Genomic DNA, 22,127 nt, shown 5'->3' with positions numbered 1-22,127 from the left:
GTCCGGTGCGGCCGCGCCGCCGAGGAGGACGTCCGGTGAGCCACGTGACCGAAGAGGACGTCCCCGTGAAGTCCGTCGCGGCGTTCGACCCCGGCGCCGAAGCCACGCGCGCCACCGAGGCGATCCTGCGCGACACGCTGCACGGCTCGCACCGCGGGGTCGTGGTCGACTCCCCGCCCGGCGCCGGTAAGTCGACCCTCGTCGTACGCGCGGCGCTGGAACTGGCCGCCGCGGGACGCCCGTTGATGGTCATCGCGCAGACCAACGCCCAGGTCGACGACCTGGTACTGCGGCTCGCCGAGAAGGCTCCCGAACTGCCGGTCGGACGACTGCACAGCAGCGACTCCGACCCGTACGACAAGGCGCTCGACAGCCTGGAGAACGTGCGCAAGTCCACCAAGGCGGCCGACCTGGCGGGCCTCGACGTCGTCATCTCGACCGCCGCCAAGTGGGCCCACGTCAAGGCCGTCGAACCGTGGCGGCACGCGATCGTCGACGAGGCGTACCAGATGCGGTCGGACGCGCTGCTCGCCGTGGCCGGGCTCTTCGAACGGGCACTGTTCGTGGGCGATCCCGGCCAGCTGGACCCGTTCGCGATCGTCGGCTCCGAGCAGTGGGCCGGCCTGTCGTACGACCCGTCGGCGTCCGCGGTGACGACGCTGCTCGCGCACAATCCGGAACTGCCGCAGCATCGGCTGCCGGTCTCGTGGCGGCTGCCCGCGTCGGCGGCGCCGCTGGTCTCGGACGCGTTCTATCCGTACACGCCGTTCCGCAGCGGGACGGGGCACGGCGACCGGCGGCTGAACTTCAGCGTCCCGTCGGACGGTTCGGGGCCCGACCGGGTCATCGACGAGGCGGCGGAGGCGGGTTGGGGGCTGCTGGAGCTGCCGGCCCGGCACACGCCTCGTACGGATCCCGAGGCGGTGCGGGCCGTGGCGCTGGTCGTACGCCGGCTGCTGGACCGGGGTGGCGCGGCCACGTCGGAGCGGGCGGACGATCCGGTGCCGCTGACGGCCGACCGGATCGCCGTCGGTACGGCACATCGGGACCAGGCCGCGGCCGTGCGGGCCGCGCTGACGGACCTCGGAGTCGCGGACGTCACCGTCGACACGGCGAACCGGCTTCAGGGGCGGGAGTTCGATGTGACGGTCGTGCTGCATCCACTGTCGGGACGGCCGGACGCGACCGCGTTCCATCTGGAGACCGGGCGGTTGTGCGTGCTCGCCTCCCGGCACCGGCACGCGTGCATCGTGGTGTGCCGGGCGGGGGTGACGGAGCTGCTGGACGACCATCCGTCGACGGAACCGGTGCAGCTCGGGGTCACGGTGAAGTTTCCTGATGGGTGGGAGGCGAATCACGCGGTGCTGTCCCATCTGGGGGAGCATCGGGTGGCTTGGCGGCCATAGATCCTGGGGATCCATGCCCGGTGGACCCTGCGGATCCCTGCCCGGCCCCGTCCCCCGGTCCCACTTGCGCGGGCGGGGGACAATAGAGGGTGGCCCACCCACGAGGGGGCGGGTCCCTGAAGCGTACGAGGAGGAGAAGACATGGCGGAGCCCACGCCGCGTCGGAACGAACCGCGGCTACGCCCCGCGCCCCTGCTCTTCGAGCCCGCGGAGGCCGCCGGGGATCCGGAGCATTTCTTCGGTCTGGAATCGATCGATGATCCGCGTGCGCTGTTGGACCGGGCCACGGAGCTGACGCAGGCGTTTCGCGCCGCGGCGGACCGGGCTGTGGAGTTCCAGGCGATCGCCGCGGCGCAGCTTGCCGATCCTCGGCGGTTCGACCGACTTACGCCGGCTGCCATCGGTGAGCGGGCCGAGTGGACCGAGGACTACGCGAAGAAGATGGTGGAGTTCGGGCGTGATCTGTTGCGGGGGGTGGAGGGCAACGGTCATGGCCACGGGGTGAGCGACCACGCCTGACCTCGGGTACACGCCTGGTTTTTTCGCCCCTCCGCCCGTGCCCATTCCCGTCCCCTGGGGGCTGCGCCCCCAGACCCCCGACAAAAGAATGCGCAGTTCCCCGCGCCCCTTTCCAGAGGCGCGGGGAACTTTGCGAAGGGGGTCCGGGGCGAAGAATCCCCCTCACCCCGTCGCCGCGTCGATCACCTCGTCCAGTACCTCCCGCGACCGCTCCAGGTCCGCGATCGTGCGGTCGATGCGCTCGCGCTCGGCGGCGAGGTCGGCGACCAGCCGGGGCGTGGCGATGGCGGAGGGACCACCGTCGGTGTCACGCATACAGGGCAGGAGCTGGGCGATCTTCTTGCTGGTCAGCCCCGCCGCGTAGAGCGCCTGGATACGGATGACCCGGTCCACGGCCCAGTCGCCGTAGTCGCGATGACCACCCGGCGTCCGCTCGGCCCGCAACAGCTCCTGCGTCTCGTAGTAGCGCAACGACCGCTCGCTCACCCCGGTCCGCCGGGCCAGCTCACCGATTCGCATGTTCCACCTCGCCTGCCGACAGAGGGACTTGAATCTGACACTGATGTCAACTTCTACCGTACCCGCATGACGAACACAGCAGGAGATACGGCAAGTGGCCCGCGGCTCTTCGAGCCCGCCCGCCTCGGCCCCCTACCCCTCCCCAACCGCCTCGTGATGGCCCCGATGACCCGCAATCGCGCCGCGGCCGACGGCACCCCGCAGCCGGTCATGGCCACCTACTACGCACAGCGCGCCTCCGCCGGACTGATCATCGCCGAGGCCTCCACACCGAACCCCGTGGGCCAGACGTACCCGAACATCACCGCACTCCACAGCGACGCGCACGTGGCCGGATGGCGCCAGGTCACGGACGCGGTGCGGGCCGCGGGCGGGCGGATGTTCGTCCAGGTGCAGCACGGGGGCCGGATCGGGCATCCCGACACCAGCGGACTCACCCCGGTCGCCCCCTCGGCCGTACCGCTGCCGGGCATGATCTTCACCCCCGGTGGTCATCAACCGTCCGTCACCCCGCGCGAGATGACCCCCGCCGAGATCCGCTCCACCGTGGCCGACTTCGCCGCCGCGGCCCGCCGAGCCGTCGACGCGGGATTCGAGGGCGTGGAGGTGCACGGCGCCAATGGCTATCTCCTGCACCAGTTCCTGGCCAAGGGCACCAACCGGCGTACCGACGCGTACGGCGGCTCGGCAGCCGGCCGGATCCGGTTCGTGGTCGAGGTGGTCCGGGCCGTCGCCGACGCAATCGACGCGGAGCGGGTGGGCCTGCGCATCTCCCCCGGCCTCACCGTCAACGGCATCGACGAGGGTGGCGAGACCGAGACGAACAGCGTCTACGCGGCGCTCATCGACGCACTGGCCGGGGCCGGGCTCGCCTATCTGCACATCGTCTATGCCGATCCGGACCAGCCCCTCTTCCGGACGCTCCGGGAGGCCTGGCCGGGCGCGCTCATCGCCAATCCCGGCCTGCCCGGAGTCACGACGGACGACGTCACGCGCCGGGGCGGGCGGCTGCTGGCCGCCGGGGCGGATCTGATCGCGTTCGGGCGGCCGTTCCTGGCCAACCCCGACCTGGTCGCCCGGCTGCGCCTCGGAGCGCCGCTCAATCCGGTGCGGGACGAGGGGCTCATGTACGTGGGCGGGGAGGCGGGGTACACCGACTATCCCGCGCTGACCGAGGTGTCGGCGGGCCATCCGGTGCCGATCGGGTAGTCGGCGGACCACCGGTGCCGACCGGGGAACGGACAGGCCATGCGGAGCCGACCGTAGCGACGACCGGCCGCCGCGAGCCGCCCGGAGCGACGACCGGCCATCCGGCGCCGATCGGGTAGTCGGCGGACCACCGGTGCCGACCGGGGAACGGACAGGCCATGCGGAGCCGACCGAAGCGACGACCGGCCGCCGCGAGCCGCCCGGAGCGACGACCGGCCATCCGGCGCCGATCGGGTAGTCGGCGGACCACCGGTGCCGACCGGGGAACGGACAGGCCATGCGGAGCCGACCGAAGCGACGACCGGCCGCCGCGAGCCGCCCGGAGCGACGACCGGCCATCCAGTGCCGATCGGGTAGTCGGCGGACCACCGGTGCCGACCGGGGAACGGACAGGCCATGCGGAGCCGACCGAAGCGACGACCGGCCGTCCCGAGCCGCCCGGAGCCACGACCGGCCATCCGAGCCGACCAGGACACCAGTCGCCCGCCGGGCGGCGGCGGCACCCGCCGGGCATCACAAGATTTTCTGGCATATGCCAGCGGGGCAAGATACTCCACCCCACCCCCTCCTGTCCCGATTTCCGGCAACCCTTCGAGACGGACCGCTTACCCCCGGTAGATGTAATCGGCATGAGCAGCACACGGAACCCGGCAAGCACTTCCCCCCACGGCCCCGGCGCACCGTTGCCCGACCGGTTCGACATCGCGGGCGTCACCTCCGAGGGCGCCGCCTGGCTCGCCTCTGCAGGAACGTACCCGCGCAGCACGCTCGCCCTGTGGGCGGAACGGCCTGGCGCCCCGGTCGTCCTGCCCTGCGGCAGCACCTTCGACGTGGTCAACGCTCCGGCGATCTTCGGGCGGCGGATGCTCGACCGGTTGTGGGACGACGGGCCCGGCTCCGGCCCCGTGGCGGCGTACCGCGGGCGGATGCTGCTGTTCGCCGCGCCCGGTACGGCTCAGCGGCTGCCCTCACTCATGGAGTGGGAGGAGTGGGGTTCTCGCGGTGCCGGGGGCCAGGAGGACGCCGGGCACGCGGGGCGGTGCGGCGCGGTGCCGCCGCTGCTCTGCCACGGCACGGGAGACGCGGTCACCGTCCCCGCGCTGAGCATCGACGGCTGCGGAGCGAGCGCCGCCGCCCGTCTGGAATCCCACTGGCTCGTCGCCCCCGACACCCGGCATCCCTGGCTTCCCGGCCCCGAGATCCTGCTCTGGGCGGCCGTCCGGACGGCCCGCATGGCCGCCTCCGCCGCGGTGCGGATATCGATTTTTCCTCCCGCCGATCAGGATGCTAAGGTCTACGACGTCAGCAGGCGCCGCTAGCTCAGTTGGTTAGAGCAGCTGACTCTTAATCAGCGGGTCCGGGGTTCGAGTCCCTGGCGGCGCACGCTAGCGATGGCGAGGCATGTTCGCGGAAACGCGAACGGGCCTCGCCATCGTTGTTTTCGCCGGACTTCGCCGCGCGTTGTGGGAGGCTCCGAGGCTCCGCCACCCCCACCCCCCGCGAGATCGCCCCAGTGACCGGAATCGCGAGGGCCGGCTCACCCTGGCGTGATCTTCACCGTCCACTCGCCCGAAAGGGTTCGGCCCTCGACCTCGATCCGGACCTTTTCGCCGGGCACGGTGTAGCTCTCCCCCAGCGCCACCGGCGCGTCCGCGAGCGGTGGGTAGACCGAGTCCTCCCAGCAGGACTCGGTGTGGGGGTGCGCGTCCAGGACCTCGATCGGGCCACCGCCCGACTCGGTCTCGCCGCGGACGCGGTAGACGAGCACGCCCTGCGTGCACGTCGCGCCGTCGTTGCCCTCCGAGCCGCGCACCTCGAGGGCGAGCGCGCTGTCGGCGCCGGTCGGAACCACCGCCAGCTTGGTGCCCCGGCCGGAACCGAAGACGTGCGGCCCCGGCACACCCGACGAACCCGACACCCCCGGCGACACCGAGGACCCGGACGAAGCCCACTGTCCGACCGGATCCACGGGGCCGGGCGGCCCGAAGGACCTCGCCGAAGCCAAGGACCCGGACGAAGCCACAGACCCGGACGAAGCCACGGACCCCGACGAAGCCACAGACCCCGACGAAGCCAAGGACCCCGGCGGACCCAATGCCGGCGACGACCCCAAGACCCGGGACGGATACCTCAGGATCGTCGACGAACCCGACGCGCCGGCCCCGGCCGCCCCCACCGCCTCAGGCTCCGCCTCCAGCGGCTCCAGCGTCAGCACCGTACTGCCGGTGCCCCGCACGCACGCCACCTGGCGTGGTTCCAGCCAGCCCAGCTTCCACTTGTGCCAGCCGAACAGGTCGGGCGCGAGGCCGAACTGGCTGCCCATGAGGTCCCAGTCGCCGACATAGGTGTCCCAGTCACCTTTGCCGTCGGAGGGGCGGTGGTAGAGGTCGGGCAGGTCGAAGACGTGGCCGGTCTCGTGGGCGAGGACGAGGCGGTCCGGTGGGTGCTTCTCGAAGACCGTGACGACGCGGCGGATCTCCTTGCCGTCGGCCTGCAGGGGCGTGTCGAGGTTGACGACCTTCGTGGCGTCCGAGTCGACGCCCGGCGCGTCCGGGTCGGCCACGAAGTAGACGATGTCGTAGCGCGAGAAGTCCACCTGCTGGTCGGCCGCGGCGAGCGCGTCACGCAGATACGCGGCACGGTGCGCGGAGCTCCAGTCACGCTGTATGGCGTACGACTTGGAGGTGTGCGGCATCCGGATCCAGTCGCGCAGGGAATACGGCCGCACCGTGAACTTGCCGTACGAGGCGCGCTCGAAGAAGTCGCTGGTGGCCGGGAAGTAGTCGGCGGTCAGTTCGGCGGGTGTGGTCCGTGGCGTGGAGTCGGGGAAGGACAGGAAGACCATCACCGCGTCGAGCGGGTGGGTGGGGCGCACATACGCGGAGTTCCAGGTGTCGACGCCCTCCGAGTGGTGCGCCTCGGTCCGTTCCAGGGCGCAGGGGGCCGAACGGGGTTCGGCGAGTGCGGGGCCCGGCATCAGGGAGGTCGCGGCGAGCGCGGTCATCGAGGTGAACACGGCCGCGGTGCTGCGCCAGCGTGGCGTCCCGTCACGGGTGAGGCCCCGCAGGGCCTCACGGGTGAAACCCTGCTGAGCCTCACGGGTGAGACCTCTCAGGGGGAGCTGACGCGGCACGTCCACCTCCGGATGCGGACTTTCGGGACACCGCACCCAGCCTCGGTGAATTTGTATTACTTCGCCCTTTTTGTCTGCACCAGAAGGGTGAGGAGCCGTACGAGGCCGACACCCCGAACACTCACGGAACGTCACAGGCGATCGGCCAGGGAAGGAACCCGCCCAGATGGAGGCAGAAACGATCTGTCAGAACCGGCAGTTGTTCCGGGACACTGGACAGTGGCTGCAACTCCCCGAGGCCACCCTCTATGATCGGCACACTTTCCTGCACGGACACGGCTTGTTCGGCCGTCCAGCACCGGCCGACCACCCCGAGAGACCCATACGAAGAACGAGTGCACTGCGGGAGCGAGCGGTGAGCGGAACCTCCGAAGGGCCGGCGCCCTCGGCAGACCTCGTCCGGCCGGCCGTCACAGAGCGTCACATCGGCACATCTCCTCGTATGTGCGCGGGGTCGTCTCCCGGCGCATCTGTCTCCCCCGGGTCACCTCCTGACCCGTACGCCTCTGCCGGGACGCCTCCCGACACGCCCGTACCCGACGGAACGTCACCCCGTACTTTCCGGGCGGCCTTCGCCACCGCCCCCCTCGCCATGGCCGTCGTCGACCGCGAGGGCCTGGTCGTCACCGCCAACGAGTCACTGGGCACGCTGCTCGGTGGCGGTACGGACGCGCTCATCGGGCGGATCGCCGCCGATCTCGTGGACCTGGCGTCCGACGCCCGCACCTGGCACTCGTACCGGGAGGTGCTGCGCGGCCGGCAGGCCCGGCTGCGCTGCACCCGGCGCCTCAAGCACCCCGACGGACACTCCCTCTGGGTCCAGGTGACGATCGCGCCGCTGCCCCCGCAGGAGCAGGCCGTGCTGCTGTCCGTCTCCGACATCAGCGCCCGGCGTGAACTCCAGGCGCGACTGCGCCACTTGCAGATGCACGACCCGGTGACCCGGCTGCCGAACCGCACCCTGTTCTTCGAGCGACTCTCGGCGGCCCTGGAGGCGGAGGCGTACGAGGAGGGCGGCACCGGCCGGATCGGACTCTGTTACCTGGACCTCGATGGGTTCAAGGCGGTCAACGACACGCTCGGCCACCGCGTCGGGGACCGGCTGCTCGCGGCCGTCGCCGAACGTCTGACGCGCTGCGCCGACGAGGCCGGTTACACGAGAGCGGCCACGCCTCTGGTGGCGAGACTGGGCGGCGACGAGTTCGCGCTCCTGGTCGAAGACTCCACCGGAACGGACCAGTTGGCCGACCTCGCCGAATCCGTCCTGAAGGCGCTCCAGGCGCCGTTCGACCTCTCGGGTCAGCGGCTGTCCCTCTCCGCGTCGATCGGTGTCGTCGAGCGGCGCGCCGCGGGAACCAGCGCGACCGGTCTGATGCAGGCCGCGGACACGACGCTGTACTGGGCGAAGGCCGACGGCAAGGGCCGCTGGACCCTCTTCGACCCGGAGCGCAACGCCCACCGGATGACCCGCCAGGCCCTGTCCTCCACCCTCCGCGCGGCCGTCGAGCGGGGTGAATTCGCCCTGGAGTACCAGCCGTTGGTGGGCATGGAGGACGGCGGCGTACGCGGTGTCGAGGCCCTGGTTCGCTGGAACCACCCGCAGTTCGGAACGCTGACGCCGAATCGGTTCATCGGATTGGCCGAGGAAGACGGTTCGATCGTGCAACTCGGCCGCTGGGTGCTCGCCACCGCCTGCCGCCAGGCCCGCCGCTGGCAGCTGGACCACCCGGACGCGCCGCCGATCTTCGTCAGCGTGAACGTGGCGGTGCGCCAGGTCTGGGACTCCGACCTGGTCGCCGACGTGGCCGCCATCCTCGCGGAGACCGGCCTCGCCCCGCATCTCCTCCAGCTGGAGCTGACGGAGTCGGCGGTGATGGGGTCCGCCGGCCGGCCCCTCCAGGCCCTGCAGGCCCTCAGCGACATGGGCGTCCGCATCGCCATCGACGACTTCGGCACCGGTTACTCGAACCTGGCCTACCTCAGCCGTCTCCCGGTCTCCGTCCTGAAACTGGACGGCTCCTTCGTGCGCGGCTTCCAGTACGAGGACACGGGGGCTCACCCCAATCCCGCCGACGAGGTCATCGTCGAGGCCCTCATCCAACTCGCCCACCGGCTGGGCCTGACGGTCACCGCCGAGTGCGTGGAGACCGCCTCGCAGGCCTCCCGGCTGCGCGGCATCGGCTGCGACACCGGCCAGGGCTGGCTGTACTCGCGGCCGGTGGCGCCGGATCGTATCTCCGCACTATTGACGGCGACCGACTGCCCTCAGGCCTGAGCCCCGCTCAGGCATCGAACGCCCCTCAGGCCTGAGACACGCTCAGGCCTGAGACACGCTCGAGCCTCGGGCTACTGAGGCTTCGGCAACCCGTACGCGTCCGCGATGAGTTCGTACGAGCGCAGGCGTACCTCGCCGCTGTGGGCATTGCCCGTGATCATCAACTCGTCGGCGCCGGTGCGCTTTTGCAGGTCGTCGAGGCCGGAGCGGACCTCGTCGGCGGTGCCGTGAATGACGTTGGCGTTCCAGCTGGTGATGAACTCCCGCTCCATGGGGCTGAATTCGTACGCCTCCGCCTCCTCGGGCGTCGGGACCAGACCCGGGCGGCCGGTGCGCAGGCGGACCATGTTCAGGGCGGCGGCCAGGACCTGACGGCGGGCCTCCTTCTCGTCGTCCGTGGCGAGGGCGGCGACGCCGATGAGGGCGTAGGGGGAGGACAGGACCGCTGACGGCTGGAAGGACTCGCGGTAGAGGTCCAGCGCCGGGATCGTGTTCTGTGCCGAGAAGTGGTGGGCGAAGGCGAAGGGCAGACCCAGGACTCCGGCGAGGCGGGCGCTGAAGCCGGAGGAGCCAAGGAGCCAGATCGGAGGACGATGCGGGGACTGCACGCCGCCGGGGGATGTCGACTGGACGGGGCCGGGGACCGCGTGGATGCGGGCGTAGGAGTGGCCGTCGGGGAAGTCGTCGTCCAGGAAGCGGGTGAGCTCGGCGAGTTGCTGGGGGAAGTCGTCGGCGCCTTCGTTGAGGAGGTCCGTGCGGCGGAGGGCCGCCGCGGTCGCGCCGTCCGTGCCGGGGGCCCGGCCGAGGCCCAGGTCGACACGGCCCGGGGCCATCGCCTCCAGCGTGCCGAACTGTTCCGCGATGACCAGGGGGGCGTGGTTCGGGAGCATGACGCCGCCCGAGCCGAGACGGATGCGGGTCGTGTGGGCCGCCAGGTGGGCCAGGATCACCGCGGGCGAGGACGATGCCACGCCCGGCATCGAGTGGTGTTCGGCGACCCAGTAGCGGTGGAAGCCGCGGGACTCCGCGAGGCGGGAGAGCTCGACGCTGGTACCCAGGGCGTCGGTCGCGGTACGGCCCGCTCCTACGGTGACCAGGTCCAGGACCGACAGGGGTACGGGGGCGGTGCCCGTCGCCGTGCCTCGGATCTCGTCCGTCTCGTCCACCGGGGTGCCTCCTGATACGTGCGCGATGCTGTCCGCCGGGTGCAAACAGGAGGCGGTCTCCGGTTATTCCCGCGCGGGCGCGGGACTGGGGGTTTGTTTGGTCTCCAGTTCCCCGCGCCCTTTTAGGGGCGCGGGGAACTGCGCGACCAGCCCCCACCCACCCGCGGCCAAGTGACAGCCGAGGGGGTCTGGGGGCGCAGCCCCCCAGGTACGGGAACGGCTAGGGGCGGCGGGGGCGAAAATCCCCTCACACCTGCACGATCGGCTCCCTCGTGAACAGCGTTCCCAGCTCGGGGGCGTTCACCCGGCGGTCCGCCAGGCGCAGGCCCTCCCAGACGGTGACCTGGTTCGCGGTGAGGACCGGTTTGCCGAGAGCGGCCTCCAGGGCCGTGATGTGGGATGCCGTATGGAGGGCCGTGTCGGGGAGGAGGATCGCGTCCGCGTCGGGATGGTCGGCCTCGCGGGCGAGGGCGAGGACCTGCTCGACCCCCCAGGTGGCGACCTCCGCGGCGGTGATGACACCGGCTCCGCGCACGGCGACCACCTCCACCCCCGCGTCCTTCAGGAACGCGGCGAAGAGCGCGGCCACATCCTCCGGATAGGTCGCCGCGACCGCGACCCGCCGGGCACCGATCTCCGCCACCGCGTGCGCGAAGGCGAAGGACGTGGAGGAGGCGGGCAGACCTGCGGTCCGGGCGAGGGCGCGGACCTGCTCATGGGCGCCCTGCCAGCCGTACACGAAGCTGCCGCTGGTGCAGGCCCACACGATCGCTTCGGCACCGGACAGGCGCAGTTCCTCCACGCCCGCCGCGAGCCGTGCCGCCGAGCCCATCTCGAGGAGCGCGTCCACCCGGTGCGCGTCCTCGCCGATGTCCGTGTGGACCAGGGGAAGCCGGATATCGCTGCCGAGCAACTGCTCCATGCGCGGGTAGTCGTCCTCGCCCGAGTGACCTGGGTAGAGGAATCCGAGTGCGGTCATGCCCAACCTTCCTGTTCTTCCGGCAGTACCGGCCCTTCCGGCAGTGCGGGCCCCCGACGAGCGGACTCGTCGAGCAGAGCCTGATAGGGACCCACGGCCCGGGTACCCAGCTGACGCAGCGCCGCCCACATCGTCACCTGGTTGGCCGAGAGAACCGGGATGCGCAGTTCAGCCTCCAACTGGGGGATGACGTCGTACGTCGGAAGGTTGGTGCAGCTGATGAACAGGGCGTCCACCTCACCCCGTACCGCCCGGTGGGCCATTTCCACCACATCGCGGTACGGGACCTTCCAGATGTGCCTGGTCAGGCCCATGTAGGCACGGCCCGTCACCGCGATGCCCGCCTCGGCCACGTACTCCTCCAGGGACTGGGTCACCGAGACCGTGTACGGGGTCACCAGCGCGATCCGGCGGGCGCCCAGCTCCTCCAGCGCGCGCAGGAGAGCGCCGGACGTGGTGACCGAGCAAACCCCGCCCGCCCGCGTCATCGCCTCGCACATCGCGCGCTCCCCGGCCACGCCTCCCACGAAGCTGCCGGAGGTGCAGGCGTACGCGACGACCTCGGGCGCGACCGCGTTCAGGGCACGCACCGCGTCGCCGAGCGTCTCGTGTTCGGAGACCAGGCGGGCCAGGTCCAGGCTGACCTCGACCGGCACGAACGGGGTGCGGGTGAGGTGCAGGGAGACGTCGTCCGGCACCCAGCGCCACAGCTCCCGGTCGAGGGCGAAGTCGAAGGGGGCGACGACGCCGATGCCGCGCTGCGGGCGGGGGCCACCCAGAAAGGAGACATCCATGGCAGGCACCGGCCTCACGAACAGAAACGGGTGGGCAACGGACCGTACGCGGGCCCGTGTTGACGAAGGTAGGTTCGGGTGCGAGCGTGGTCAATCCGCGCATCTCAGACGGTTCGCGCACACCTTTCTTCTCACATCTACCCAGATACCCTTCATTCTCCGGAAAACCCTCGAAAGCGGATCTGAACCCTCACCGCCCGCGCGGTCCACGCCGCCCCGGAAAAGCGGACCCGCCCTGCGAAACGGTTGCCCCGATGACCACCCTCCTCGTCCTCGACGCCGACCCCCTCCCCCGCCTCGGCAGGCTCACCGGTCGGGTGCGGATCGAGCACGCCGACGAGTCCACGCTGGCCGAACGGCTGCCGTACGCGGACGTCCTGCTGGTCTGGGACTTCACCTCGCACGCCGTACGCCGTGCCTGGCCCGGGGAGGGTCCGCGGCCGCGCTGGGTGCACACGGCGAGTGCGGGCGTGGACCATCTGATGTGCCCCGAGCTCGCCGCGTCCGACACGGTGGTGACCAACGCGCGCGGGGTCTTCGACCAGCCGATCGCGGAGTACGTCGCCGCGCTGGTGCTGGCCATGGCGAAGGATCTGCCGCGGACCTGGGACCTGCAGCGGCAGCGGGAGTGGCGGCACCGCGAGTCGCAGCGGGTGGCGGGGACCCGTGCGTGCGTGGTCGGCTCCGGGCCGATCGGGCGGGCGATCGTCGGGACGCTCAAGGCACTTGACGTCACGACCGCGCTGGTGGGGCGCGCCGCGAGCCGCGGTGTGCACGGCCCGGAGGAGCTGGACCGGCTGATGGCACGCGCCGACTGGGTGGTGTGCGCGGCGCCGCTCACCGAGGCCACGCGCGGCATGTTCGACGCGCGGCGCTTCGGGGTGATGCAGCCGTCGGCGCGCTTCATCAACGTCGGACGCGGGCAGCTCGTCGTCGAGGACGCGCTGGCCGAGGCGCTGTCGAAGCGGTGGATCGCGGGCGCGGCCCTCGATGTCTTCGCGCACGAACCGCTCGGCCCCGACAGCCCGTTGTGGCAGGTGCCCGGGCTGATCGTGTCACCGCACATGAGCGGGGACACGGCCGGCTGGCGGGACGAACTGGGTACGCAGTTCATGGAGTTGTACGAACGCTGGGCGGCGGGAAAGCCGCTGCCGAACGTCGTCGACAAGAAACGTGGGTACGTGCCGGGACAGTGATCTCCCTTTGGAGGGGCCGATGTCGGAACTCACCGAGCTGACCGCCGTACAACTCGTCGATGGTTACCGCAAGGGCGAATTCAGCCCCGTGGACGCGACACGCGCGACCCTGGAACGTGCCGATCGCGTCCAGCCCGCCGTGAATGCCTTCGTACGCCTCGACGCGGACGAGGCCCTCACCCGAGCGGGGGAGTCGGCGGAGCGCTGGCGGCGCGGGGAGCCCGTGGGCCTGCTGGACGGCGTCCCGGTCACCGTCAAGGACATCCTGCTCATGCGCGGCGCACCGACCCTGCGCGGCTCCCGGACCATTGATCCGCACGGGCGCTGGGACGAGGACGCGCCGTCCGTGGCCCGGCTGCGCGAGCACGGCGCGGTCTTCCTCGGCAAGACGACGACGCCCGAGTTCGGCTGGAAGGGCGTCACGGACTCGCCGCTGTCGGGGGTGACGCGCAATCCGTACGACGTCTCGCGCACGGCGGGCGGCTCCAGCGGCGGCAGCGCGGCGGCCGTGGCACTGGGCGCGGGCCCGCTGTCGCTCGGCACGGACGGCGGCGGCAGTGTCCGCATCCCGGCCGCCTTCTGCGGGGTCTTCGGGTTGAAGCCGACGTACGGGCGAGTGCCGCTGTATCCCGCGAGCGCCTTCGGGACGCTCTCGCACGTGGGGCCGATGGCCCGGGACGCCGCCGACGCCGCGCTGCTGCTGGACGTGATCAGCGGGCCCGATGCGCGGGACTGGTCGGCACTGGGGCCGGCCGGCGGGTCCTTCGTGGACGCGCTGGAGGGCGGGGTGCGGGGGCTGCGGGTCGCCTATTCGCCCTCGCTGGGCGGGCAGGTCGCGGTCCGTCCCGCCGTCGCGGCGGCGGTTCGGCGGGCGGTGGAGCGGCTCGCGGGTCTCGGTGCGTACGTCACCGAGGCCGACCCCGACTTCACCGACCCGGTGAACGCCTTCCACACACTGTGGTTCAGCGGCGCGGCCCGTGTGACCCAGCACTTCGGACCACACCAGCGGGAGTTGCTCGACCCCGGCCTCCGCGAGATCTGCGGCCTCGGCGCCCGCTTCGGCGCGCTGGACTATCTCGCCGCGGTGGACGTGCGCATGGAGCTCGGGCGGCGGATGGGACGCTTCCACGCGTCGCACGACGTCCTGGTGACGCCCACCCTGCCGCTGACGGCCTTCGAGGCGGGCGCCGAGGTCCCCAAGGGCTCCGGGCAGCGTCGATGGACGGGTTGGACCCCGTTCACGTACCCCTTCAACATGACGCAGCAGCCCGCCGCGACGGTCCCCGTCGGGGTGGACGCGGACGGCCTCCCGGTGGGCCTGCAGATCGTGGCCGCCCGGCATCGGGACGACCTCGTCCTGCGGACGGCGCACACCCTGTACGAGGCGGGAGCCGCGGGGGTGGCTCCCGCGCCCCGGTTCCCTAAGCCCGCCGGAAGCTGAGCGTCTCGCCCAGCGCGCCCGAGCGCCACAGGTCGTTGCAGGCCTCGGCCATCGCGTCGAGGCCGTCGACCACCTGGCCCCAGACGATGCCGGGCACCCAGCCCACATCGCCGTTGAGGAGCAGGTTGTTGCGCTCGTAGAAGAGGGCGAGGTCGACGACGGTGGTGCCGGGGCGTACGTCGCTGTCGTAGCCGTAGGCCTTGGTGCCCAGTTCCGTGCCCGCGAAGGCGAAATAGCAGAGGTCTCCGGGGATAGGGGTAACTGTCGGATTTTCCAGGGGTGGCTCCGATTTCGCGAAAGGCGGGAAAAGAGCGTAGATCTCATTGCGCGCGTATTTCGCGTGGTAGACGTCGCCGCCCAGCGGGAGCGCGTCCCACACCGCCGCGCAGGTGATCGGCGCCCGGTCGTCGAGGAGCTTCGCCGTGCAGTGGACTCCCCGCTTGACCAGGGAGATTTCAATAATGCGGTCGGCCATGCATTCCATGGTCCCGCGGCGGTCAAGGTGGCCTCGGCGACGGACGGGGCTCAAACCGATCCGAATACTTCGCATCGTCCCGGGTAGCCGCGCGGCCATGGCTCCACCACTTGGGAATGACACAGAGAAACGAGGGCTGAGCCGGCGGTCGCTGCTCGCCGGCGCCTCCGCGGTCGGTGCCGTCGGCGCGCTGGGCGCCGCCGGCTGCACCCGGGTCGCCACGGCGGCCGGCAACGGCGGTGATCTCCTCGACCGGCTGAAGGCTCAGGGTGTCGTACGACTCGGCATCGCGGGGGAGATCCCCTTCGGCTACATCGACAAGAACGGCGAACTGACCGGCGAGGCGCCCGAACTCGCGAAGGCCGTGTTCAAGCGGCTGGGGGTCGATCGCGTCCAGCCGGTCCCGACCGAGTTCGGCTCGCTCATTCCCGGGCTCAACTCGCAGCAGTTCGACGTCGTGTCCGCCGGGATGTACATCAACCCCGAGCGCTGCCAGCAGGTCATCTTCGCCGACCCGGACTACCAGATGCTCGACGCGTTCATCGTGCGCAAGGGCAACCCGAAGGGGTTGCACGACTACAAGGACATCGTCGCGAAGAAGGCCAAGTTCGCGACGGGCACCGGGTATGCGGAGATCCAGTACGCGGTCGAGGCCGGATACAAGGAGAGCGACATCCTGATCGTGCCGGATCAGGTGGCCGGGCTGAACGCGGTCGAGGCGGGGCGCGTCGACGTCTTCGCCGGAACCGCGCTGACCACACGGGAAGTCGTCAAGAAGTCCCGCAAGGCGGAGAGCACAAAGCCCTTCGCCCCCCTGGTGAAGGGCAAGCCGCACGTCGACGGCGGCGGCTTCGCGTTCCGGTCGGCCGAGACGAAGCTGCGGGACGCCTTCAACGTGGAGCTGAAGAAGATGAAGGACAGCGGCGAACTGTTCCGCATTCTCCGGCCGTTCGGTTTCACCAAGGCCGAGATGACCGACATGACCGCGAAGGAGCTCTGCGGCGGATGACCTCGGGACTCTGGAAACTCGTACTCGAAGGGATCTGGATCACCGTCCAACTGCTGTTCTTCAGCGCTCTGTTGGCCGGTGCCGTCTCCTTCGCGGTCGGGATCGCGCGCACCTCGCGGCGGTGGATCGTCCGCTTCCTCGCGGGCTTCTACACCGAGGTGTTCCGCGGCACCTCCGCACTGATCATGATCTTCTGGGTGTACTTCGTGCTGCCGCTCGCCTTCGGCTGGCAGCTCGTCCCGATGTGGGCGGGCACGCTGGCGCTGGGGCTGACGTACGGGGCGTACGGGGCGGAGATCGTGCGCGGCGCCCTGAACGCGGTCGACCCCGCGCAGCGCGAGGGCGGTATCGCGCTCAGCTTCACGCCCTGGCAGCGGATGCGGCTGGTCCTGCTGCCGCAGGCGGTGCCGGAGATGATCCCCTCCTTCTGCAACCTGCTGATCGAGCTGCTCAAGGGCACGGCCCTGGTCTCCATCATGGGGATGGGCGATCTGGCCTTCAGCGGCAACCTGGTGCGTCTGGCACTGCAGCAGAGCGCGGAGATCTACTCGTACGTCCTGCTGATCTACTTCGTCATCGCCTTCCTGCTCACCCGAATGATGCGCGGCCTGGAGAAGCGGCTGAAGGCCGGGATCGGCAAGGAGCCGGAGCGCGGGGTGTCCCGTCGCGAACTGCGTCGCGCCGAGACCACCGGTGTGGGCGCGGCCAGCGGAGGTGCCGCATGAACCTCATGGCTTCCATGCCGACGAACGGAGGTGCCGCATGAAATGGGACTGGAGCGCGGTCGGCGACTTCATGCCGCACTTCTGGGACGGACTGCTGGTCACCCTGCAGGCGCTGGCCCTCGGTTCACTGATCTCGTTCGCCCTCGGACTGGTGTGGGCGCTGCTGATGCGCACGCCGACACGATGGGTGCGCTGGCCGGTCGGGGTCGTCACCGAGTTCATCAGGAACACGCCGCTCCTGGTGCAGCTCTTCTTCCTCTTCTATGTGCTGCCCGAGTGGAACATCACGTTCTCCGCGCTGACGACCGGTGTCGTCGCGATCGGGCTGCACTACTCGACGTACACGATGCAGGTCTACCGGGCCGGTATCGAGGGCGTGCCGCCCGGCCAATGGGAAGCGGCCACGGCGCTCAGCCTGCCCGTGCGGCGCACCTGGACCGCGGTGATCCTGCCGCAGGCGATCCGCCGCGTGGTGCCCGCGCTGGGCAACTACGTCATCTCGATGCTCAAGGACACACCGCTGCTGATGGCGATCACCGTGCTGGACATGCTCGGGGAGGCGCGGCTGTATTCGCAGCAGCACTTCCAGTTCACCGAGCCGCTCACGGTCATCGGCGTGGCCTTCATCCTCATTTCCTATCCGGCTTCCCTCCTCCTGCGAGCCCTGGAGCGACGTCTTGTCCGCTGACACCCCCCTGATCAAAGACCCCGACGCGCACGCCAATCCCCCGGTGGACGGCGCCGAGCTGATCAGTTTCGACAAGGTCACCAAGCGGTTCGGGAGCAACACCGTCCTGGACGGGCTCGACTTCCGCGTCGACTCCGGCAAGCACGTCACCCTGATCGGCCCGTCCGGCTCGGGCAAGACGACGATCCTGCGGCTGCTGATGACCCTGGCCAAGCCGGACGAGGGCACGATCACGGTCGCCGGGGAGCAGCTCTTCCCGGCGGGCGAGAAGCAGATCCGTGAGGTGCGCAAGAAGATCGGGATGGTCTTCCAGCAGTTCAACCTGTTCCCGAACATGAGCGTGCTGAGGAACATCACCGAGGCGCCGGTCACCGTCCTCGGCCTGTCCAAGGACGAGGCCGAGGCGCGGGCCCGCGAGCTGCTCGAGCTGGTGGGTCTCGCCGACAAGTGCGACGAGCGGCCGAGCCGGCTGTCCGGCGGCCAGCAGCAGCGCGTGGCGATCGCCCGGGCGCTGGCGATGCGTCCGCAGGTGCTGCTCCTGGACGAGGTGACGTCCGCGCTCGACCCCGAGCTGGTCGCGGGTGTCCTCGACGTCCTCCGCGACATCGCCCACACCACCGACATCACGATGCTCTGTGTGACCCACGAGATGAATTTCGCCAGGGACATCTCGGACCAGGTCCTGATGTTCGATTCCGGCCGCGTCATCGAGGCCGGTTCGCCGGAGAAGATCTTCGGCGATCCGGAGCACGACAGGACCCGGGAATTTCTCAGCGCGGTTCTGTGACTACGAGGAGTGAATGCGGACGGGCGCGGCAAGCCGCGAGGTCCGGCACGTGGGGCATGCCTTACGTGCCTTGACGTTGGCATATGCCAGAGTGGCGCGCTCCTGTTGAGAGAGGTGGAGCGCGCCATGAATCTCGTCAACACACGCTCACAGCAAGCTCTTTGATGGTTATCGTGGAGGGAGCCCGGTCGTCCGGGCTGTGTCTTGTTCGAGCCGGGTCCATGAAGCGCAGGGGGAAACCGTGGCGCTGATGCACGAGCCGACCGCGCCGTACCACTCGGCCCAGGACGCACTGCGCGTCCTGGAGACGGTGTCGCGGCACTCGACCGGTGTCACCGACGCCGAACTCGCCCGCCAGACCCGTCTCGGCACCGAGCGGCTGACCGCACTGCTGCGGATGCTGCGTCGGGAGGGGTATGTCGAGCAGATCGCCGACGGCGCGTATGTCGCCGGTGCCGCCCTGAGCCGGCTCGGTTCCGCCCACGGCCGCGACCAGGCGCTGCGCGAGAAGCTGCAGCAGACCATCGACCGGCTGCGCGACTCGGTCGGCGCCGCGATCTACATCAGCCGCTACATCGACGGCGAGGTGCACGTCACCCAGTGCGCCACGAGCCCCTCGACCCCCGCGGTCAACGAGTGGGTCGACTTCCGCTCCTCCGCCCACGCCAGCGCGGTCGGCAAGAGCCTGCTCGGCCAGCTCGACCACAACGGCCGGCGCGACCACCTGGCCCGCCACAAGATGGCCCGCCTCACCTCGCGCACCATCACCAGCGAGCGGCTCCTGCTGTCCCGTCTGGAGGCCCAGCCGCCCACAGTGCCGGTGCTCGACCTCCAGGAGTACGCGGTCGGCACGGTCTGCGCCGCCGTCCCCATCACGGCGGGCTCCTCCGTCGGCTGCCTCGCCCTGTCCCTGCCGGTCGAGCACGCCCACCGGCTCCGGCAGGCCGCGGAGTCGCTGAACCGGGGGGCGACCCCGGTCCTGCTGTCTCTGGCGATCTAGGCCGCCCGTACCCGAGCCGGGTGGTCAGAAGCACCCCTGCGGACCAGGTAGTATTTCTTTTGTCGCCGACCGCGAAAGCGGGAGGCGGGAGTCATGCGCCGCTAGCTCAGTTGGTTAGAGCAGCTGACTCTTAATCAGCGGGTCCGGGGTTCGAGTCCCTGGCGGCGCACCTTGGTGAAGGCCCTCCACAGCAGTGGGGGGCCTTCACGCATGTCCCAGTACGTCCGACAGGGCGCGCACCGCCGGAGTCGTGTGCAGCAGACGCAGCGGAAGCGAGGGCAGACCGCGCACCCGCAGGGCGGTGCCGAGCAGGATGGCGTAGTCCGGTCTCCGGCCCGCTCGTCTGCGGTCGCCCGGTCGATAACGGGTTCGTGCCCCAGCACGGGCCAGGTCGGGGAGGGCGAGTCAGCTCCCGGAAACCTCGGCGCCGTCCCGACGATCGCTGTACGCACCGCTCGCCCCCTCCGCGCCAGCTCCTCGGACGGCGTACAACCTGAGCGGGTAGACCCCCGCGACCACGATGGCGATCCCGTGGGACCAGGCCACGACGGTGAGCGCCGAGAACGATTCGAGGGCCGCCGACACCGCGATCATGCCGAGCCCGAAGCCGAGGTTCTCGAGGGTGGCGGACAGGCCGAAGGCATGGCCGCGCAGGGTCTCCGGCAGGGTCTGCAGATGCGAGGTGTACGACACCTCGGTGAGCCCGTCCGCCGCTCCCGCGGCGAACGTTGCCTACTGGGGGCACTAGCTCCGCAGGTAAGCCAGTACGGCCAGCACCCGCCGGTGGGTGTCCTCGGCCGGAGGCAGGTCCAGTTTGCCCAGAATGTTGCCGATGTGCTTGCCGACGGCCGCCTCGGTGACGACGAGTCGGCGGGCGATCGCGCCGTTGGACTTTCCCTCCGCGACCAGACCGAGGACCTCGCGCTCGCGCGGCGTCAGCGCCTCCAGCGGATCGCGCCGACGGCGCAGCAACTGCCGTACGACCTCGGGGTCCACGACCGTTCCGCCCGCGGCCACCCGCTGCACCGCCTCCGCGAACTGCTCGACCTGTCCGACGCGGTCCTTGAGGAGATAGCCGACGCCGGTGCCGTCCCCGGTGTCGAGGAGTTCGGCCGCGTATGCACGCTGGACGTACTGGCTGAGGACGAGTACCGGCAGGCGCGGATCCGCGGCCCGCAGGGCGAGAGCCGCACGCAGTCCCTCGTCCTGGAAGCCGGGCGGCATCCGTACGTCGGTGACGACCAGGTCGGGCGCGTGCGCGGCCACGGCTTCCGTGAGCGCCGTCGCGTCGCCGACGGCCGCCACGACCTCGTGCCCGAACCGGGCCAGCAGCCCCACCAGTCCCTCCCGCAGCAGCACACTGTCCTCGGCGAGCACGACTCTCAGCAAGGGATCTCCATACGCAGCACGGTCGGACCGCCGGGCGGGCTGTCGACGCTCAGTGTCCCATCGAGGACCGCCAGCCGGTCGGCGAGACCGGTGAGCCCCGACCCCCGCCCCGGGTCGGCTCCCCCGCTCCCGTCGTCCCGCACCTCGATCCGCAGCCGGTCCCCGCCGTACCGCCCGCTGATCCACGCCCGCCCCGCCCCGCTGTGCCTGCCCACGTTCGCGAGCGCCTCCCGCACCGCGAAGTACGCGGCGGACTCGACGGCTTCGGCGAACCGCGGCAGCTCGCTCAGGGTCCGGTCCATCTCCACGGGTACGGCGGACCGGTCGGCGGCGTCGGCGATCGCGTCCCCGAGGCCGTAGTCGGCGAGCACCTGCGGATGGATGCCGTGGATCAACTCGCGTAGCTCGCCCAGGACTTGGTCCGCCTCCTGGTGCGCGGCCGCCAGCCGCTCCGCCAGTTCGGGCGGCGCGTCCAGACGCGCGAGCCCCAACGTCATGCTCAGCGCCACCAGCCGCTGCTGCGCCCCGTCGTGCAGATCGCGCTCGATCCGCCGCCGCTCGGCCTCGAAGGCGGCCACCAGACGGGCCCGGGACTTGGTCACCTCGGCGAGCCGCTGTTCGGGATCGCGCGGGGCGAGGAGCAGCCGGGCGAGTGCGGCGCGGGCACGGGCGTACAGGGCGAGCGGCCACAGGAGGGCGAGGAGCAGGACGAGCCCGCCGGCCGCGCACAGGAACGCCTGCCCGTACGTGTCGATCAGCCACAGCTTGGCGATCCGGGTGTCACCGCCGGAGACGGCCAGCTGCACGGGTGCCCCCAGCATCGCACCCGGCACGGCCAGCACCCCCGCCAGCACCAGCAGGTCCAGCGGCCACAGCACGAACGCCAGCAGGACCGCGTACGCGAGCTCGCGCCAGGTCGCCTGCTCGGTGAACCGGAGCCTGGCCCAGGCGGCGAGTCCCGGCTCTTCCGGAGTGCGATGGGGATTGCCCGGAGACGGACTTCCCGGATGCGGACCCCCCGGATGCGGACTCTCCAGCTGCGGACTCTCCAGCTGCGGATTCTCCGGATGTGGAATCTCCGGCCGAGGTTTCCCCCGACCGTTGAGTCGAAGACTCCCCGGCCCTCGGGAAAGGCCGGTCCCCGGCGCCGGGACCACGAGCCGCAGCCGCCATCGCTCGACCAGCCCCACGGGCACGCCCGTCAGCCCGAGCAGCGCCAGCAGTGGCAGCCCGACGAGCACGGGTGTCAGCGCGACGCCGACGACCGCGAGCACCAGCAGCCCGACAAGCAGCGGGACACCGACGAGTACGCCGCTGACGAGATACGCCACCGGGCGTACCGGATTCCTGCGGATCATGCGGCCACGGTAGGCGGCTCCCCGCGGCACGGACCATACGAGCAGCGGGTGTACCAGGG

The 22,127-nt window shown here is 70.8% G+C and carries 20 protein-coding genes, 2 tRNA genes and 1 pseudogene; 14 read left to right on the top strand and 9 right to left on the bottom strand.

Annotation, left to right across the window (positions count from 1 at the left end; all coding sequences use genetic code 11):
• The first annotated feature begins 35 nt into the window (after positions 1 to 35).
• Entirely contained in the window at positions 36 to 1,406 is a 1,371-nt protein-coding gene (locus tag ACIBK0_RS18625) for an AAA domain-containing protein (protein WP_399080899.1), read from the top strand.
• A gap of 141 nt (positions 1,407 to 1,547) precedes the next feature.
• Complete coding sequence (locus tag ACIBK0_RS18620) at positions 1,548 to 1,925, top strand: hypothetical protein (protein WP_399080897.1); 378 nt, start codon at positions 1,548 to 1,550, stop codon at positions 1,923 to 1,925.
• A gap of 162 nt (positions 1,926 to 2,087) precedes the next feature.
• Here ACIBK0_RS18620 and ACIBK0_RS18615 read toward each other — a convergent pair whose 3' ends face one another.
• Positions 2,088 to 2,444 (bottom strand): MerR family transcriptional regulator, encoded by a 357-nt coding sequence (locus ACIBK0_RS18615; protein ID WP_399080895.1) that lies wholly within the window; start codon positions 2,442 to 2,444, stop codon positions 2,088 to 2,090.
• A gap of 66 nt (positions 2,445 to 2,510) precedes the next feature.
• Here ACIBK0_RS18615 and ACIBK0_RS18610 point away from each other — a divergent pair, with 66 nt between their 5' ends.
• The 3 genes from ACIBK0_RS18610 to ACIBK0_RS18600 all read left to right on the top strand — a co-directional run bounded on the left by ACIBK0_RS18610 (position 2,511) and on the right by ACIBK0_RS18600 (position 5,036).
• On the top strand, positions 2,511 to 3,653 hold the full coding sequence (locus ACIBK0_RS18610) for an alkene reductase (RefSeq protein ID WP_399080893.1): 1,143 nt from the start codon (positions 2,511 to 2,513) through the stop codon (positions 3,651 to 3,653).
• Positions 3,654 to 4,282: 629 nt separating this feature from the next.
• Positions 4,283 to 4,972: a bifunctional DNA primase/polymerase gene (locus ACIBK0_RS18605; protein WP_399080891.1), complete on the top strand. Its 690-nt coding sequence runs from the start codon at positions 4,283 to 4,285 to the stop codon at positions 4,970 to 4,972.
• A tRNA-Lys gene (locus ACIBK0_RS18600) sits at positions 4,963 to 5,036 on the top strand. The genes ACIBK0_RS18605 and ACIBK0_RS18600 overlap by 10 nt, the downstream gene beginning before the upstream one ends.
• Positions 5,037 to 5,190: 154 nt before the next feature.
• On the opposite strand, the gene ACIBK0_RS18595 is transcribed toward ACIBK0_RS18600, so the two are convergent.
• Positions 5,191 to 6,786, bottom strand: a complete 1,596-nt coding sequence (locus ACIBK0_RS18595) for a M6 family metalloprotease domain-containing protein (RefSeq protein ID WP_399080889.1) — start codon at positions 6,784 to 6,786, stop codon at positions 5,191 to 5,193.
• Between the two features lie 355 nt (positions 6,787 to 7,141).
• On the opposite strand from ACIBK0_RS18595, the gene ACIBK0_RS18590 reads away from it, so the two are divergent.
• Positions 7,142 to 9,061, top strand: coding sequence for a putative bifunctional diguanylate cyclase/phosphodiesterase (locus ACIBK0_RS18590; protein ID WP_399080887.1), 1,920 nt, complete (start codon positions 7,142 to 7,144; stop codon positions 9,059 to 9,061).
• A 71-nt stretch (positions 9,062 to 9,132) separates the two neighbouring features.
• On the opposite strand, the gene ACIBK0_RS18585 is transcribed toward ACIBK0_RS18590, so the two are convergent.
• The 3 genes from ACIBK0_RS18585 to ACIBK0_RS18575 form a co-directional block, all read right to left on the bottom strand.
• Positions 9,133 to 10,227 (bottom strand): LLM class flavin-dependent oxidoreductase, encoded by a 1,095-nt coding sequence (locus ACIBK0_RS18585; RefSeq protein ID WP_399080885.1) that lies wholly within the window; start codon positions 10,225 to 10,227, stop codon positions 9,133 to 9,135.
• Between the two features lie 247 nt (positions 10,228 to 10,474).
• The gene (locus ACIBK0_RS18580; protein WP_399080883.1) at positions 10,475 to 11,206 is read right to left on the bottom strand and encodes a decarboxylase; all 732 of its coding nucleotides are present in this window, start codon (positions 11,204 to 11,206) and stop codon (positions 10,475 to 10,477) included.
• Complete coding sequence (locus ACIBK0_RS18575) at positions 11,203 to 12,000, bottom strand: decarboxylase (protein ID WP_399080881.1); 798 nt, start codon at positions 11,998 to 12,000, stop codon at positions 11,203 to 11,205. Before ACIBK0_RS18575 ends, ACIBK0_RS18580 begins: the two co-directional genes overlap by 4 nt.
• A 254-nt stretch (positions 12,001 to 12,254) precedes the next feature.
• Between ACIBK0_RS18575 and ACIBK0_RS18570 the strand changes: the two genes are divergently transcribed.
• Positions 12,255 to 13,196, top strand: coding sequence for a D-2-hydroxyacid dehydrogenase (locus tag ACIBK0_RS18570; RefSeq protein WP_399080879.1), 942 nt, complete (start codon positions 12,255 to 12,257; stop codon positions 13,194 to 13,196).
• A 19-nt stretch (positions 13,197 to 13,215) separates the two neighbouring features.
• The gene (locus tag ACIBK0_RS18565; RefSeq protein ID WP_399080877.1) at positions 13,216 to 14,637 is read left to right on the top strand and encodes an amidase; all 1,422 of its coding nucleotides are present in this window, start codon (positions 13,216 to 13,218) and stop codon (positions 14,635 to 14,637) included.
• On the opposite strand, the gene ACIBK0_RS18560 is transcribed toward ACIBK0_RS18565, so the two are convergent.
• Positions 14,618 to 15,112: a DUF3830 family protein gene (locus tag ACIBK0_RS18560; RefSeq protein ID WP_399080874.1), complete on the bottom strand. Its 495-nt coding sequence runs from the start codon at positions 15,110 to 15,112 to the stop codon at positions 14,618 to 14,620. The genes ACIBK0_RS18565 and ACIBK0_RS18560 overlap by 20 nt on opposite strands.
• A gap of 97 nt (positions 15,113 to 15,209) precedes the next feature.
• Between ACIBK0_RS18560 and ehuB the strand changes: the two genes are divergently transcribed.
• The 6 genes from ehuB to ACIBK0_RS18530 all read left to right on the top strand — a co-directional run bounded on the left by ehuB (position 15,210) and on the right by ACIBK0_RS18530 (position 19,490).
• On the top strand, positions 15,210 to 16,121 hold the full coding sequence (gene ehuB, locus ACIBK0_RS18555; RefSeq protein WP_399080871.1) for an ectoine/hydroxyectoine ABC transporter substrate-binding protein EhuB: 912 nt from the start codon (positions 15,210 to 15,212) through the stop codon (positions 16,119 to 16,121).
• Positions 16,118 to 16,846, top strand: a complete 729-nt coding sequence (gene ehuC, locus ACIBK0_RS18550; RefSeq protein WP_399080869.1) for an ectoine/hydroxyectoine ABC transporter permease subunit EhuC — start codon at positions 16,118 to 16,120, stop codon at positions 16,844 to 16,846. Before ehuB ends, ehuC begins: the two co-directional genes overlap by 4 nt.
• Before the next feature lie 37 nt (positions 16,847 to 16,883).
• The gene (gene ehuD, locus ACIBK0_RS18545) at positions 16,884 to 17,534 is read left to right on the top strand and encodes an ectoine/hydroxyectoine ABC transporter permease subunit EhuD (protein ID WP_399080867.1); all 651 of its coding nucleotides are present in this window, start codon (positions 16,884 to 16,886) and stop codon (positions 17,532 to 17,534) included.
• Entirely contained in the window at positions 17,524 to 18,321 is a 798-nt protein-coding gene (ehuA, locus tag ACIBK0_RS18540) for an ectoine/hydroxyectoine ABC transporter ATP-binding protein EhuA (RefSeq protein ID WP_399080865.1), read from the top strand. The genes ehuD and ehuA overlap by 11 nt, the downstream gene beginning before the upstream one ends.
• A gap of 241 nt (positions 18,322 to 18,562) precedes the next feature.
• Positions 18,563 to 19,321: an IclR family transcriptional regulator gene (locus tag ACIBK0_RS18535; protein ID WP_399080863.1), complete on the top strand. Its 759-nt coding sequence runs from the start codon at positions 18,563 to 18,565 to the stop codon at positions 19,319 to 19,321.
• A 95-nt stretch (positions 19,322 to 19,416) separates the two neighbouring features.
• A tRNA-Lys gene (locus ACIBK0_RS18530) sits at positions 19,417 to 19,490 on the top strand.
• Between the two features lie 236 nt (positions 19,491 to 19,726).
• On the opposite strand, the pseudogene ACIBK0_RS18525 reads toward ACIBK0_RS18530, so the two are convergent.
• The 3 genes and pseudogenes from ACIBK0_RS18525 to ACIBK0_RS18515 form a co-directional block, all read right to left on the bottom strand.
• A pseudogene (locus ACIBK0_RS18525) lies at positions 19,727 to 20,041 on the bottom strand (MFS transporter); the annotation flags it as partial.
• A 24-nt stretch (positions 20,042 to 20,065) separates the two neighbouring features.
• Complete coding sequence (locus ACIBK0_RS18520; protein ID WP_399080957.1) at positions 20,066 to 20,698, bottom strand: response regulator; 633 nt, start codon at positions 20,696 to 20,698, stop codon at positions 20,066 to 20,068.
• Positions 20,699 to 20,703: 5 nt separating this feature from the next.
• Positions 20,704 to 22,068 (bottom strand): sensor domain-containing protein, encoded by a 1,365-nt coding sequence (locus ACIBK0_RS18515; RefSeq protein WP_399080861.1) that lies wholly within the window; start codon positions 22,066 to 22,068, stop codon positions 20,704 to 20,706.
• Between the last annotated feature and the right edge of the window lie 59 nt (positions 22,069 to 22,127).

Source organism: Streptomyces sp. NPDC050564, from assembly GCF_044457265.1.
In the GTDB taxonomy this organism is placed as follows: domain Bacteria; phylum Actinomycetota; class Actinomycetes; order Streptomycetales; family Streptomycetaceae; genus Streptomyces.
Note: the sequence above shows the minus strand (reverse complement) of the source record. Positions and strands in the feature narration are given on the sequence as shown.